Annotated in this window: 16 protein-coding genes; 7 read left to right on the forward strand and 9 right to left on the reverse strand. The window is 66.3% G+C overall.

Annotated elements, in window-relative coordinates:
* The first annotated feature begins 14 nt into the window (after positions 1-14).
* Genes AOT83_RS27300 through AOT83_RS06685 form a run of 3 tightly spaced genes read left to right on the forward strand, consistent with a single transcriptional unit; the run spans position 15 to position 2544 of the window.
* A complete protein-coding gene (locus AOT83_RS27300) occupies positions 15-896 on the forward strand; it encodes an NAD(P)H-binding protein (RefSeq protein ID WP_057964566.1) in 882 nt (293 codons plus the stop codon).
* Positions 893-1750, forward strand: a complete 858-nt coding sequence (locus AOT83_RS06680) for an MBL fold metallo-hydrolase (RefSeq protein ID WP_057964567.1) — start codon at positions 893-895, stop codon at positions 1748-1750. Before AOT83_RS27300 ends, AOT83_RS06680 begins: the two co-directional genes overlap by 4 nt.
* Positions 1751-1782: 32 nt before the next feature.
* Positions 1783-2544 (forward strand): SDR family oxidoreductase, encoded by a 762-nt coding sequence (locus AOT83_RS06685; protein ID WP_057964644.1) that lies wholly within the window; start codon positions 1783-1785, stop codon positions 2542-2544.
* A 42-nt stretch (positions 2545-2586) separates the two neighbouring features.
* Here AOT83_RS06685 and AOT83_RS06690 read toward each other — a convergent pair whose 3' ends face one another.
* The 9 genes from AOT83_RS06690 to AOT83_RS06730 form a co-directional block, all read right to left on the reverse strand.
* Positions 2587-3387 (reverse strand): glucose 1-dehydrogenase, encoded by an 801-nt coding sequence (locus AOT83_RS06690; protein WP_082628286.1) that lies wholly within the window; start codon positions 3385-3387, stop codon positions 2587-2589.
* A gap of 13 nt (positions 3388-3400) precedes the next feature.
* Positions 3401-4504, reverse strand: coding sequence for an alkene reductase (locus AOT83_RS06695; protein ID WP_057964568.1), 1104 nt, complete (start codon positions 4502-4504; stop codon positions 3401-3403).
* Positions 4505-4748: 244 nt separating this feature from the next.
* A complete protein-coding gene (locus AOT83_RS06700) occupies positions 4749-5222 on the reverse strand; it encodes a nitroreductase family deazaflavin-dependent oxidoreductase (protein WP_057964569.1) in 474 nt (157 codons plus the stop codon).
* Positions 5223-5457: 235 nt separating this feature from the next.
* The gene (locus AOT83_RS06705) at positions 5458-6045 is read right to left on the reverse strand and encodes a TetR family transcriptional regulator (RefSeq protein WP_057964570.1); all 588 of its coding nucleotides are present in this window, start codon (positions 6043-6045) and stop codon (positions 5458-5460) included.
* A gap of 122 nt (positions 6046-6167) precedes the next feature.
* Entirely contained in the window at positions 6168-6521 is a 354-nt protein-coding gene (locus AOT83_RS06710) for a VOC family protein (RefSeq protein WP_057964571.1), read from the reverse strand.
* Positions 6522-6523: 2 nt separating this feature from the next.
* Complete coding sequence (locus AOT83_RS06715; protein ID WP_057964572.1) at positions 6524-7261, reverse strand: SDR family oxidoreductase; 738 nt, start codon at positions 7259-7261, stop codon at positions 6524-6526.
* Between the two features lie 142 nt (positions 7262-7403).
* The gene (locus AOT83_RS06720; RefSeq protein ID WP_057964573.1) at positions 7404-7994 is read right to left on the reverse strand and encodes a TetR/AcrR family transcriptional regulator; all 591 of its coding nucleotides are present in this window, start codon (positions 7992-7994) and stop codon (positions 7404-7406) included.
* Positions 7995-8311: 317 nt separating this feature from the next.
* Positions 8312-9478, reverse strand: coding sequence for an acyl-CoA dehydrogenase family protein (locus AOT83_RS06725; protein WP_057964574.1), 1167 nt, complete (start codon positions 9476-9478; stop codon positions 8312-8314).
* Positions 9479-9704: 226 nt separating this feature from the next.
* Positions 9705-10556: an alpha/beta hydrolase gene (locus tag AOT83_RS06730; RefSeq protein WP_057964575.1), complete on the reverse strand. Its 852-nt coding sequence runs from the start codon at positions 10554-10556 to the stop codon at positions 9705-9707.
* Positions 10557-10806: 250 nt separating this feature from the next.
* Here AOT83_RS06730 and AOT83_RS06735 point away from each other — a divergent pair, with 250 nt between their 5' ends.
* From AOT83_RS06735 to AOT83_RS06750, 4 genes are all read left to right on the forward strand, one after another.
* Entirely contained in the window at positions 10807-11463 is a 657-nt protein-coding gene (locus AOT83_RS06735; protein WP_082628287.1) for a TetR family transcriptional regulator, read from the forward strand.
* 263 nt (positions 11464-11726) lie between these two features.
* On the forward strand, positions 11727-12314 hold the full coding sequence (locus tag AOT83_RS06740) for a TetR/AcrR family transcriptional regulator (protein ID WP_057964576.1): 588 nt from the start codon (positions 11727-11729) through the stop codon (positions 12312-12314).
* A 101-nt stretch (positions 12315-12415) separates the two neighbouring features.
* On the forward strand, positions 12416-13129 hold the full coding sequence (locus AOT83_RS06745) for a cysteine hydrolase (RefSeq protein WP_057964577.1): 714 nt from the start codon (positions 12416-12418) through the stop codon (positions 13127-13129).
* A 477-nt stretch (positions 13130-13606) separates the two neighbouring features.
* Positions 13607-14431 (forward strand): alpha/beta fold hydrolase, encoded by an 825-nt coding sequence (locus tag AOT83_RS06750; RefSeq protein WP_057964578.1) that lies wholly within the window; start codon positions 13607-13609, stop codon positions 14429-14431.
* The last annotated feature ends 237 nt before the right edge of the window (positions 14432-14668 follow it).

Genomic DNA, 14668 nt, shown 5'->3' on the forward strand with positions numbered 1-14668 from the left:
AAGAAGGTGCGATCATGACCGTACTGGTAACCGCTGCGAGCGGCAGCGTAGGAAACAACTGCGTCACAGCCCTCGTCAGCGCTGGGTTCGACACCATCGCCACCTCACGTCGGCCCGCGACCCTCACGGTGCCGCCCGGCGTTCGAACCCGCACCTATGACGCTGATCTCGAGACCGACTTCGACGAACTGTTCGACGGCGTCGACGACATCGTCTTGATCGCCCCACCTCTGGACGGTCACATCGACGAGAAGCTCGCGCCCTTCGTGGCGGCCGCGGCGCGCCGGGGGATCGAACACCTCGTGATGGTGTCCGGCAGTTACCTGTCCGGGATGACGGGCAGGACACTCGACCAGCTGCCGGTGCGACGACTCGAAGTCCTGGTCACTCAATCGGCGGTGCGGCACACGATCGTCCGCGCCGGCTTCCTGATGGACAACTACGTCACCGGTTTCTACTCCGGCATGGTGGCGCAGGGCACCATCACCCTGGCCACCGCCAACGGCAAGTCGGCACTGATCGCGGGAACCGACCTCGGCGCCTTCGTGGCCGAGGCGCTTGCCCAGAAACTGGTGGGCGAATACCTGGTGACCGGCCCCGAGTCGCTGGACCACCACGACGTTGCCGACCTGTTGACCACGGCGTTGGGTCGGCGCATCACCTACGACCCCAAGACGCTCGAGGAACTGAAGGCGATGTATGAGTCACGGGGTCTGCCGCCGAAGACCATCGACTACGGGCTGACCCTCTACAAGGCGTTCGCCGACAACACCACCGCGGCCGTCACCGACGGATTCCGGCAGGCGACCGGCCGCGACCCGATGAGTTTCACCGAGTACCTCGAACACCACGCGCGGTGGTCGACCGCAACCCCCACAGGAAAGACCAGACCATGAGCAGCGCACTCTCCTACGACACCTTCATCAGCGATCCCATCGCGGTCGCAACGACCGACACGGTGCCCAACGGCGACCGACGAATGTTCTCCCCACTGACCGCCACCCTGATCGCCGGCAACGAGTGGGCCGTCCTGGTCGACCCACCCCTGTCCACCGAGCAGACCGCCGCCGTCGGTGACTGGATCGCGGCCAGCGGGAAGGCACTGCAGGCCATCTACGTCACCCATGGCCACGGCGACCATTGGTTCGGGGCAGGTCCACTGCTGGAACGCTTCCCCGGTGCCCACCTGTACGCGCTGCCGGGAACCATCGCGATGATGAAGGTGCACGGCTCGTCAGAGTTTCGAGCTGCGTTGTGGGACAAACAATTTCCCGGCGTCGTCCCCGCGACCACACATGTCCAAGCCGCCCCGCCCCCCGGCGGCTACATCGATCTCGAAGGGCACCGTCTAGTCCCGATTCCCGTCGGCCACACCGACACCGACGACACGACGATCCTGCACGTGCCCAGCCTGAAGCTGGTGGTGGCCGGCGACGTGGTGTACAACAACGTCCACCAATACCTGCGCGAAGCCCAAGGCGAGGGCATCGATAACTGGTTGGCTGCACTGGACCTCGTCGAGCACCTGTCTCCCGTGTACGTCGTCTGCGGGCACAAGGACAAGACGAAGTCCGATGGTCCGGCCACCATCGGTCAGACCCGTGATTACCTGCTCGAGGCTCAACGTCGACTCGCCGCCACACCGACGGCGCTGGAGTTCTTCGAGTCCATGGTGCAGGCCTTCCCACACCGGCTCAATCCCGGGGCCCTGTGGTCGAGCGCGGCGGCGCTCCTCGAACCTCAGGGCTGACATCATTCACGTGCTCGATGAAGGAGAAGACCATGCCCGCGCTACTCGCTGACAAGATCGCCGTCATCACCGGAGGAACCGAGGGCATCGGACTGGCCACGGCGCACCGTTTCGTGGAAGAGGGTGCGACGGTGTTCATCACCGGTCGCCGCCAAGCCGAACTGGATTCTGCAGTCGAGGCTTTGGGTGAGCGCGCGATCGGCGTGCAGGGGGACGTCGCCGTCGCCGATGACGTCGACCGGCTGTACGCCGCCGTCGCCGCGCATGGTCGAGGGCTGGACGTCGTGTTCGCGAACGCAGGTACCGCCCCGGTCGCCACTCTTGCCACGGTGACCGACGATCACCTCGACACCGTGCTCGCAACCAACATCAAGGGCACCGTCTACACGGTGCAGAGGGCGCTGCCCCTGCTCAACGACGGCGCGTCGATCATCCTGAACTCATCGACGACCGGCGAGCGCGGCCGGATCGGACTGGGCGTATATGCCGCCAGCAAGGCTGCTCTGCGTTCACTGGCCCGGACGTGGGCCAACGAATTGGCTGCACGGAACGTTCGGGTGAACGCGGTCGTACCGGGGTACACCGCCACCCCCGGCATTGAACGGTTGGCTCGTGCGGCTACGCCCGACTCCGACACCGACGGCTTCCGCGCCGCCGCGTCCACCTCGATTCCGCTGGGCCGCTTCGGTGAACCCCGGGAGACGGCCAACGTCGTGGTATTCCTGGCGTCAGAACTCAGCAGCTACACCACCGGCGCGGCCGTCCCGGTCGACGGCGGTATGAACCAGGTCTGAGCGGGCGGCGCCTCGGCGGGGCCGCGTCATGCGGGGCCCCGTCTAGGACGCGGTCTTGCCGCCGTTGACACGAATGATCTGACCGGTGATGAACGATGCCCTGTCCGAGGAGACGAAGAGGATCGCGTCGGCGATCTCCTCGGGGTCACCGGCCCGGCCGAGGGGCACGTTGCGCAGGAACGCAGCCTTGTTCTCTTCGGTGCCGGTCAACCGGTCGAGCATCGCCGTCTGAACCGGTCCCGGGGCAATCGCGTTGACCCGCACACCGGCTGCCGCCCCGTCGAGCGCGGCGGCCTTGGTCAGCCCCTCCACGGCGTGCTTGCTGGCCGCGTAGAGCGCCGAGTTGGGGGCACCCCTATCACCCATCGTCGACGACACGTTGACGATATTGCCGCCACCCTGCTTGCTCATCACCCGCATCGAGTGCTTGACGCCCAGCAGGGTGCCGAGCACGTTGGTGTCGAAGGTCTTGGCGTAGCTCATCACCGTGACATCGGTGATCGGGGCCGAGTCGCCCTCGTTTCCGGCAGCGTTGACCAACACGTCGAGACGGTCGAAACGTTCTACCGTTGCTGCCACCAGCGCCTCGACGTCGGCTTCCGACGAGACGTCGGTCTGGACGAATTCGACTTGCCCGCCCAACGAGCGCAACTCGGCGGCCAGTTCGGCGCCGGCGTCGGCGCGACGTCCTGCGATGACGACGTTGTCACCGTGGTCGGCAAATGCACGAGCGGCGGCTCGCCCGATCCCGGCTAGGGCGCCGGTAACGATCACGCTGCGTGGGCTGGTCAAGGGGTTCTCCTCCGGTGAGTCAAGGCCCAGGAAAGTCAGGGCCTTGGACATGGGGACCATGGCGTCAAGCGGTCTTGGCGCAGTCGTGGGGTAGGTAGTCCGAGTAGTGATGTTCGGTGCCGCCCCAGAACGCGTCGCGGTCATAGGGCGTCAACGCCCACCCGTTGCGGATCCTCTCGGGCAGATCCGGGTTCGAGGAGAAGAAGCGGCCGAACGCGACGAGGTCGGCGTCACCACGGGCCACGATGTCCTCGGCACCAGCCTTGTCGAAACCGCCCGCGGCGATGATCGGTCCACGGAAGTGCCGGCGCAGGAACGTTGCGGCAACCGGTGCTTGACCCTCTGCGACGGTCTCGGTGCCGCTCACCCGGGGCTCGATGACGTGCAGGTAGGCGATACCGAGGTCGTTGAGCCGCTCAGCATAGAAGGCGAACGTCGCTTCGGGATCACTGTCGGAGATGGAACCCCAGGTGCCGCTGGGGGACACCCGCACGCCGACGCGGTCGGCGCCGAACACGTCGGCCAGCGCGGTGGCGACCTGCAGGGGGAACCGGGTGCGCCCTTCGGCGTCACCGCCGTAGGCGTCGGTGCGGCGATTGGTGCCGTCCTGCAGGAAGGTGTCGAGCAGATAGCCATTGGCGGAGTGCATTTCGATGCCGTCGAACCCGGCGTCCTTGGCCCGCTGGGCGCCGCGGCGGAACGATTCGACCAGGCTGGGAAGTTCGTCGGCGTCCAGGGCGCGGTGCGGGGAGTTGGGCACCCACCCGTCGGCGGTGACGACCTGGGTTTTGAAGGGCACCACCGACGGGGCGACGGGCGACTTGCCGTCGGCGAGGTCGACGTGGGACTGGCGGCCGTCGTGGGCGATCTGCACGACGATCAGCCCGTCACGCTCGTGGACGGCGTTGACCACTCGCCGCCAACGGTCGACGTGGTGATCGGCGTAAAGCCCTGGCGCACCGAGGTAGCCGAAACTGTCGGTCGACGGGTGAGCGGACTCGGTGATGAGGAGCCCGCCCGCGCTGGCGCGCTGGCGGTAGTAGTCGACCATGATGTCGCTGGGGCTGTCGTCGGGTTCGGCGCGCAACCGGGTCATGGGGGCGTGAACCACCCGGTGTGTCAGCGGGAATGCACCAACGGTGATCGGATCGAACAGGGGGGACGTCATGAGATCTCCTCGGAGTGTGGGCTCGAACTGAAGTGGTTAACGATCGCGGCCGCGGTCAGCGTGGGCGGGAAGCCGGTCGCCGAACTCCGATGTGCGCTGCGTTGAACGTAGCTCGGAGCGAAAATTGCTCGGCGGCCGCGTAATCGCAGGTTTTGAACAACGTGCGGAAGGCCTCCAGCACGAACGCACTGTGACGATCATGCTCGGTCTGGCGCGGTGGGCGGGCCATGGATTGGTCCGGGCTTCATCGCCGCGCTGCCCTCGCCGGTTCGAGCACGAAGACGGGAATCTCGCGTCCTCGTGCCAGCTGGCGATACTCCGGGAAGTGGGGCCAGAACTGCTCCGCAACGCCCCAGAAGTACGTCTTCTCCTCGCCGGTGACTTCGCGTGCGACGTATTCGCCCACGTCCGGGCCGTCCTGAATGCGGACCAGCGGGTGTGCCACCAAATTGGCATACCAGCTGGGATGAGTGGGGGAGCCAGCAGCCGAGGCTACGGCGATGTAGTTGTCGCCGTCGACGATGCGCATCACCGGGTTCTTGCGCACCAGACCGGATTTCGCGCCCACGGAGGTCAAGATGACCACCGGCCGGTCCTCCAGCGTCCCGCCCTCGGTGCCGGCGCTGGCCTCGTAGGCCCGCACCTGCTCGCGGATGCGCTCTCGGGGGCTGGGCGCATACTCACCGTCCAACCCGTCTGGCGTGTCGACGTTCGTCATCGGCGGCAATCCATTCTTTAGACTGGTCGTATCAAATCTCGATGGGGTCAACGTCCCAGCCGAGCGGATGCATTCCCGCGTCCAAGGAATCAGCACCAACGAAGTTGATGAGGTCTTCCGCGCGACGACGTCAGACTGGTCGGCGTAATCGTTCATGCGCCGAGAATGGGGGCGATCTCACCCGGGTGACGGGACGGGCCACGTGCGTAGGGCGCCGGCGCGCGGCGTAGCAGTCTCAGGCCGGCAGCGCGGCGTCGACGAGAGCGGTGGCGATGGACCGCGAGGTATTGACCGTGCCGGGGCGGCTGTCCATCCAGGCGGAGATTCCCGCGCCGTCGTAGAGCAGCACGAGTTGTTCGGCGAGTTCCCGTGGCTGCGCGGCGCGCGCGGCCAGGGCGAGGTCGTAGAACAGGTCGTGCAGCCAGGTGCGGTACTCCGCGGTGACTTCTTCGACGAGGTCACCGGGTAGCGCCTGCGCCGTGGCCGTCACGAAGACGCACCCGCGAAAAGCAGGCTCGGCGAACGCTTCTCCCTGAATGTCGAACACACCAATGAGCTTGTCTCGCGGAGTGCGGTAGGACACGAGTCCGCGGACGACCTGCTCGCGGGTACGGCCGTGTCGGAGGCGGAGGTAGGCACGAATCAACTCGGTGCGGCCGCCGAACGCGTCGCGCAACTCGGATTCGGGAATGTCGGCGTGTTCGATCACGCGGTCGAGGCTGACGGCGTGGATGCCTTCGCGGTCGAAGAGCCCGGCGGCGACGTCGAGCAGTCGGATGCGAGCTTCTTCGCTGCGGTCGGTGTCAAGCTCGTGGTTGGCCATGGCGCTCGCTGGGGTCTCGTTCGTTCGATGTACCGGATCCACGAACGGTAACGCAGAACACACGAGGCAGGTAGCGGCCGGTCTCCCCAGCCGCCACCGTCCTCGTCTGCCTGGCGCGGCGATCAGCCGGCTACGAGATCGAACTCGTTGCCCTCGGGATCTGCAAAGCTGATCCACCGGCCGCCATTGTCGGCGAGCGCGCGAATTCGTATGGCGCCCAATTCCTCCAGTCGCCGTGCCTCGGCCTCGACTTCGGCAGCCAAGAGGTCGAAGTGCACGCGGTTCTTTACGGTCTTGGCCTCGGGAACCTGGTGGAACATCAGCACAGGGCCGGTGCCGGCGCCGCCGGCTGCGACAGTGGCGAACTGCTCGGTGGCGTCGTCACCGACCGTGCGCTGGAGGGCCTTCGCCCAGAATTGAGCCTGTGCGACGACGTCGTGCGCGTCGAAACTGATGCCGTAGAGGTCGATGGCCATGCTCAGACCGCCGTGCGTCCGGCGTCGACCGGAATGAGGGCTCCGGTCACGTAGCTGGCGCGTGGGGAGGAGAGGAAGCCGATGACCTCGGCGATCTCCTCGGGCTGTGCGGCCCGGCCCAGCAGGGTGGTCTCGCCGAGGGCGGTGATCAGTTCGGCCGACGCCCCGCCGGTGTAGACCGGCCCGGGTGAGACGGTGTTCACGCGGACACCGGCCGGGCCGTATTCGGCGGCCCACGACCGGGTCAGGGAGGCCAGCGCAGCCTTCGTAGCGCCGTAGGCCGAGCCGCTGGTCAGGCCGACGGTGCCGGCCATGCTCGCCAGGTTGATGATCACCCCACCACCGCGGGCTGCCATCTGGGGCGCCAGCACGGACGCGAGGAGATACGCCGCCTGCACGTTCGCGACGAACAGTTCGTCGAGGGTGGCGAGTTCGATGTCACCGGTCGGGCCGAACCAGGAGAACCCGGCATTGTTGATCAGGACGTCGACGCTGCCGACGTCGTGCGCAAGCTCCTGCGCGGCGGCCGGATCGGAGAGGTTGGCGGCGACGAAGGTGGCGGTGCCGCCGGCCATCTCGATCGCGTCGACGACCTCCTTGCCGCGCACCTCGTCGCGCCCGTGAACGATCACATGGGCACCCTGGGCGCCCAGCTGAATTGCGGCCGCCCGCCCGATCCCCGATGTCGCGCCGGTTACCAGCGCCGTCTTATTCTCGAGGTCCCGCACTACATCTGCCATCTAGCTCTCCTAGAGCGTTGGGGTGGCCGAGAACGCTCGGCCGCATATTTAGACTGGTCTGACTAAAGACCCAACCGGCGGGCGCGAGCGATTGTTCCCATTGCATTCGCATTCTCGGGATGAGAGGACCGGCCGGGGGCGGTCAGGAGGAGATGGACGCCCGAGCGGCGGCAATGGTGAGACGGGCGATGCGCTTGGCGGTCATCGCCGCGGTGCGCGCGGACTTGTCCATGTTGGCCGTGGCCAGAGCCCCGTCGTAGAGGACGACGAGGGCGTCGACGAGTCCGTCCGGATCGGACACGCCGGTCTCCCCGGCCCACTCCGCGAAGGACTGACGAAGCCACGTGCGGAACTCCTTGGTCGCCACGGCTTGAGCTGCTCCGATGCCGGTTTCAGCTGCGGCATTGGTGAATTCGTCGCCGCGGTACTCCGGGCTGCTGACGTAGTCGGCCACCGCGTCGAAGATCGCCAGGATCTTCTCTTCGGGCCCCTCGGCTTGCGCCTGAAGCTTCTCGACCCTCTCGCGCCATGCTGCGTGACGGCGTTCCAAGTACGCCGCAATCAAGGCGTCCTTGCCATCGAAGTTGTAGTAGAGGGACCCCTTGGCGACGTGCGCCCGCTCGATGACCGCGTCGATGCCGGTCGAGTGAACGCCATCGCGGTAGAACAACTCGTCAGACGCGGCGAGCAGCCGCTCGCGAACGGACCGCCGCTTCGGGGGAGTCTCGGCCATTCCCCAAGTTATCAGACCGACCTGTCTTGAAAAGGGGGCGCCAGGGGGGCCGTGGCTTTCGGCTTCGTTCCATGGGCCGGACGGGTATCCCGGCGTCTGTGCATGCCGGGCGGGACGGAGCCGTGGGGTCCGCGATGCGTACCGCGGTCGGCGTGGGTGACCGCGGCCCATCGGCGCCCCGACTCAACGGACGGTATTGATTCGTTTGACACCGCCCCCATTGCACGCTGCACCCGAGGGCCGGTCGGAGATCTTCGAGAGGGTCCCCGGCCTGCCGGTCGCACCTTCCGGTCGGGTGTGTCGAGGTAGGACGTCGATCAGCCTCGCAGCAGGGCACGCGCCATCACGACACGCTGAATCTGATTGGTCCCCTCATAGATTTGGGTGATCTTGGCGTCGCGCATGAACCGCTCCACGGGGAAGTCCTTGGTGTAGCCGTAGCCGCCGAAGAGCTGCACCGCATCGGTGGTGACATCCATGGCCACGTCGGAGGCAAAGCACTTGGACGCCGATGCCAGAAATCCCAGTGCGGCGTCGTTGCGTTCAGCGCTGGCGGCTGCGGTGTACACCATGAGGCGAGCGGCCTCGATCTTCATGGCCATGTCGGCGAGCATGAATTGCACGCCCTGAAAGTCGCTGATGGACGACCTGAACTGCCTGCGCTCCTTCGTGTATTCGATCGCCGCATCCAATGCGCCCTGGGCAATGCCGACGGCTTGGGCGCCTATTGTCGGCCTGGTGTGGTCCAGGGTGGTGAGAGCGGTCTTGAAGCCGGTCCCCGGCTCACCGATGATCCGATCACCAGGGATGCGGCAGTCCTGGAAGTACAACTCGGTGGTCGGGGAGCCGCGAAGACCCAGTTTGCGTTCTTTCGCACCGACGGTGAAACCGTCGTCGTCGGCGTGCACGGCGAAGGCCGAGATCCCGTTGGCGCCCTTGTCAGGGTCGGTCACGGCCATCACGGTGTACCAGGAAGCCCTGCCGCCGCTGGTGATCCAACACTTGGAACCGTTGAGGATCCAATCCTCACCGTCAGCTCTGGCGCGGGTGCGCATGGCTGCGGCATCACTGCCTGCCTCGCGTTCGGAGAGTCCGTAGGCGGCCATCGTCTTGCCGGACGCCATCGACGGGAACACCTGCCTCTTGATGTCCTCGGAGCCGCGCAGGACGATGCCCTGGGTGCCCAGCTTGTTGGCGATCGGAATCATCGACGAGGATGCGCATACCCTCGCGACTTCCTCGATGACGATGCAACCGGCGACCGCGTCGGCACCCTGCCCGCCGTACTCCTCGGGAATGTGGATCGCCGAGAACCCGCCGGCGTTGAGTGCTGCGAGGGCTTCTTCTGGGAAACGGGCCTGCTCGTCGACGTCGGCGGCGTGCGGGGCGACATGCTTGGCGCACAGCTCGCGCACCGCAACGCGAAGTTGACGGTGCTCATCGGGTAGGGCGAAGAGATCGAATGAGGGTGTCGTGGTGGCCATCAGGGGGTTCCTCTCGGCGTGCCAGTGATTCGGGAGGCGCGGCCGTGCTCACCGCCGCTTCGCGTCAGCGGCCCAGAATGACAATCGTTCATGTGGCCCGTGTTTCGCGCATTCGGCGCGGCGGAGGCAACCGTCGTTTCGGGGTGCTGCCACGGCCCGCGACGCCGCCCCGCCGAGCCCTCCGACGGCGGCGGCGACCGTGTCGGTTTGGGCGGATTCTCGACGGTCAAGCGGCGAGAAAGTTCCCCACCTCGGTGGCGAAGGCGCGGGCGTGCTGAAACAGGAAGGCGTGCCCGGCGTCGCTGTAGAGCACCAAGGTGGCCGATCGCAGGTGCTGCACGGCGACGTAGGACGCCAGCGCGGGAATCATCACGTCGTGCACGCCATTGGCGTACAGAACGGGTTGCGTGATCGCTTCCAGGGTGGATCGGACCTCCTCGAACGGCACGGCCAAGACCTTGGCCACCGCCTGGAGTTGTCCGAGCGCAGCGTCCTGCGACACCGCGGGGCCGCCGGCGCCGAGACGTGTGGACACCTTGGCGAGGTGCTTGAGGCCCGCCGCGCGTGCGGCGTCGGTCTCGGGGTAGAAGAGGTAGAGCAGGTCGTCGGCGTCGGAGTCGGGCTTGGCCATGATTGCGAGCACCCGACTGTCCATGTCTGGTTGACCGGGAACCGGGCCGACGGGGGCGCTGCCTGCGACGACGAGCCGCCGAACCAGCTCAGGCCGTTGGTGGGTCACGGCTTGGGCGACGATGCCGCCGAGTGACCAACCAAGGAGGTCGACCGACGCGAGACCCAGAGCATCGACGAACTCGATGACGCCATCGGCGAATCCGGCCACGGAGTCACGCGGCTGCCCGGTGGTGTAGCCGATGCCGACGTTGTCGAACAGGACGACGTCGTGGTCGGAGGCTAGATAGTCCACGAACTCCGGATCCCACCAGTCGATCGTGCCGCGGAATCGCTGCAGCAAGATCAGCGGGACACCGCCCCGCGGGCCGAGTCGGCGGTAGGTGAAGCGGGCCGATGGGCCGTCGACGGTGAGGTCCGCGGCGGTGTCAGCGTGAAACGTGGTCATGGGGATCCCTCTTTGGTCGTGGTCGTGGTCGTGGGCTGCTTTGTGGGTGATAGCTCGTTGAACTTGCGGATCTGTTCGTCGTCCGCCGTGGCCGGGACGAGCCTGCGCGCCAGCTGCGGCCCCCGAGCCCGATGGCTGGCAGGGTGCCGCCAAGGCCGTTGTCGTATGATCGTAATATTAGCGTTCGGTCGTAATGTAACCTTGCGCGCAGTGGAACACAAGCGTTGGTACGCCCGGTTGGAGGATTGACGTGGCGCGTTACGCCAAGGACCAGAAGCAAGCCACCCGGCAGCGAATCATCGACACCGCCGGGCGACGCTTCAAACAGGACGGCATCGACGGCTCGGGCATCGCGACGCTCATGAGCGACGCAGGGCTGACCAACGGCGCCTTCTACGCCCACTTCGCGTCCAAGGACGACCTGGTGGCGGTGACGGTCGCCGATCAACTCCAGTTGCAGGGCAGTGGTTTCGCCGCACTGGCCGCTCAGCCCGGTGGCCTCGAGCGAATCATCCGCAGCTATCTCTCGGTCGAGCATCGCGACAATCCCGGCGGGGGTTGCCCATCTGCGGCGTTGCTCGACGAGATCGGACGGTGCCCCGACGCCATCAAACAGAACTACACCGACGGACTGCTGGCCGTCGTGGACGCCATAGCTGCACAGATGTCGTCGCCGGACCCATCTACGGCGCGTGTGGCGGTGCTCAACGTCTTCGCGTTGATGGCAGGGACGGTGCAGATATCACGCGCACTCACCGACCGCGTGCTCGCCGACCAAGTGCTCGAACAGGGAGTCCAAACCGCGGTTGCCTTGCTCGCCGGGCAGTCCACGGGAAACCGCTCCGACGAGGAGCACGCCCGCCGCGGTGACCGCGGCCCGCGCGCAGAACCCATGCCAAGCCCGTGACGCAGCGGGGCATCGGATCGAATCCTGTTGACGTGGTGGGGGACAGGGTGAGATGCGCGGGTTCGTCACTGCCCGGTTCCGCGACGGTTGGCACCTGACGTTAGCCCGTCCGGAAGGCTCGTAGCCGAGGTTGCACGTCGGCATGGACTACGACTGGGGAATGAGTGGTCGCGGCGTCCGGCGGTGCGCACCGTTGTTCACGAAGTCTGCCCGATGATCGAGGGACCGTGAACATACGTGACCGGTCGACTACCGTCGTCGTCATGCCACGGCCACCGAATCCCGACGTGCGTCGTCGTCTGCTGGCCGCTGGACTCGAACTCGTTCACCACCGCGGGTTCGCCGCCAGCGGGGTGAAGGACATCACCGATACGGCGGGGGTGCCGAAGGGCTCGTTCTACGCCTACTTCGCCAGCAAGGAAGAGTTCGCCACCGCGATCCTCGAGTGCTACTGGGCCGACATCGAGCACCGCTTGCTACCCATCCTTGGTGTGAAGGCACCGGCGCCGCAACAAATCACGCGCTTTTTTCACGCGCTCGCCGACCAGCACGAAGCCGGTGGCTTTCTGCTCGGATGTCTGCTCGGCAACCTGGCGCTGGAACTCGGCGGGTCGAGTGACGCGGTACGCAACCAGCTCGCCAGCATCCTCGATCGATGGGACGCCGCGCTCACCGAATGCGTTCGCGTCGGCCAGGAGTCGGGCATCATCCGGACCGACCTCGACGCAGGGGCGCTCGCGGCCTCGTTGATCGAGGGATGGGAGGGCGCGGCACTGCGCGGCAAGGTTGCCCGCAGCCGCGCACCGTACGACCGTTTCGAAGCGGTGACCGTCCCAGCTCTGCTGCGCTGAGCCGCAAGGCGAAGCGGCATCACCTCGTCCCCTGTTAATTAGACGACCAGTCACGTATTTTAGTTCCGAAGGCACTCGCCTCTAAATACGCAAGGACCCCCATGACCAATTCGCTCTACGATGAGCCTGCAAGTCCCGCGCTCCCCGCCTCGGGCTTCGCGCTCGACCGCGCACACGCCGCCCTAGTCGTGACCGACCCTCAGATCGACTTCCTCAGCCCGGACGGCGCGACGTGGGCGGTGTTCGGCGACAGCATCGAGGAGAACGGCACCGTCGCCCACATCGGGGAACTGTTCGACGCCGCGAAGGCGGCGGGCATCACCGTGGCGGTGTCGCCGCACTACTTCTATCCGACCGACGCGCAATGGGCGTTTGGCGATCCGCTGGAGAAATTCATGGGTGGCATCGGCATGTTCGGTCGCCGAGGCGCCTACACCCTGGACGGGTTCGCCGGCTCCGGTGCGGACTTCCTGCCCGACTACGTGCACCACATCCACGACGGCGAGACCGTGATCACCTCTCCGCACAAGATCGTCGGTCCGGAATCGAATGACCTTGTCTTACAGCTGCGCAAGCGCGGAATAAACCAAGTCATCCTGGCCGGGATGGCTGCCAACCTTTGCGTCGAGGGCCACATGCGCGAACTGGTCGAGCAGGGCTTCGAGGTGGTCGTCGTGAAGGACGCCACCGCAGGCCCGCGGCTGCCCGAAGGCGACGGCTACCTAGCGGCGCTGGTCAACTATCGCTTTCTGGCCTCCGCGGTGTGGACCACCGCCGAGGCGGTCCGCTCCCTGACGGCGAACAGGACGGGATAACACGGTGACCTACGACCCGCGGACACTGGGTCGCCCCGGCGAGGTGTCACGGTGACCACATAGCGGGTGCAGGACGCGGCATGCGGTCAGTCGCCGTCGGCGCACCTACGCGGGCTCTGCAGTGGCGTGGTAAACGGTCGAACCGTGAGTCGCGTGGTCGCGCCGGCGACGCATCGTCCCTAACCGTTCACAGCGCTAATGCCGAAGCCAGCCAGGGGCCGGCAGATCGCGGCTACCTGCGCCCATTCCAATGTTCGAAGACCGCGCCGTCGTCCAGGTGGTCCATTGGTCGCCGCATGACTTCGGCCCACCCGCTGCCCGGCACCTCGAGTGCGAAGGGTGACGATCCCCACACCGCGACCGCTTTTGGAATGAACTGTCTAAAAGTTCGGCTGTGCGCATCAGCGGCACGGCGCCGCCGGATCTCCACCGGCTTGGTGGGGAAGCCAAATCAGGTGCGAGGCAAAGGAACACATCATGGCGCAACCAGTTCTGTTCATCCACGGCATGTGGATCCACGGCCAGGCATGGGTGCCGTGGGCCAGGACGTTTCGAGAGCAGGGCTATGAACCGGTCATCGCCGGCTGGCCGGGTGACGCTCCTACCGTGGAGGGCACGCGCCGTGACGGCGATCGGGTCGGCGGGTACGGCGTCAACGAGGTCGTCGATCACTACCGCAAGGTCATCGACGGGTTGCCCACCACGCCGGTCGTCATCGGGCATTCCTTCGGCGGGTTGATCGCCCAGCGACTCCTCGCCGAGGGATTTGCCACCGCCGCGGTGGCGATCGATCCGGCCCCGATCAAGGGTGTAACCAAGCTGCCGTGGTCGCAGATCCGGTCCTCCATCCCGGTGTTGCGCAACAAGAAGAACCGAGACCGAGCCGTCACGCTGACCGAAGGGCAGTTCCGCTATGCCATGGCCAACGCCGTGCCACGGCAGGAAGCCCACAAGCTTTACGAACAACTGGTCATCCCGGCGCCGGGAAAGCCGCTGTTCGAAGTGGTCGGCGCCAAGAAGGATTCCGCATCGCCTACCGCCGTAGATGTCGCCAATGGTCGTCGCGGACCGCTGCTCATCATCGGGGGCGGCAAGGACCACATCGTCACCGAGTCGGTGAGCCGCCAAGCTGCAGAGCTTTACGCCACATCAGGAGCGGTCACCGACTACCACGTCTTCGCCGACCGAGGACATTCGCTGGTTTTCGACAGTCGGTGGCGCGAGGTCGCCGACTTCACCATCGGTTGGGTCAACGCCCAACACACGACCGACCGGCGGTCGGTGCCCGAGGCCCGGGGCTGAAAAGGAGTTGGGTGGCCGCACGGTCTTCTTGGAATGCCGCCGTGCGACCAGGGACCTGCTGGCCCCAGTCGGCGTCTGCGGGCGAGCGCCAGCCCACACGGATGCTGAATGAACGATCCACAACCTGTACATGACCCGTGGCGGGGCGCACCGGCAGTGGGCGCACCGCCCGGGGCATCTAAAGCCCGACCTTCTCTGGTCGAGGCCCGGCGTTGGCACGCTGATTGGGTAGGGAAC

Source organism: Mycobacteroides sp. H001, from assembly GCF_001440005.1.
Lineage (GTDB): Bacteria > Actinomycetota > Actinomycetes > Mycobacteriales > Mycobacteriaceae > Mycobacterium > Mycobacterium gwanakae.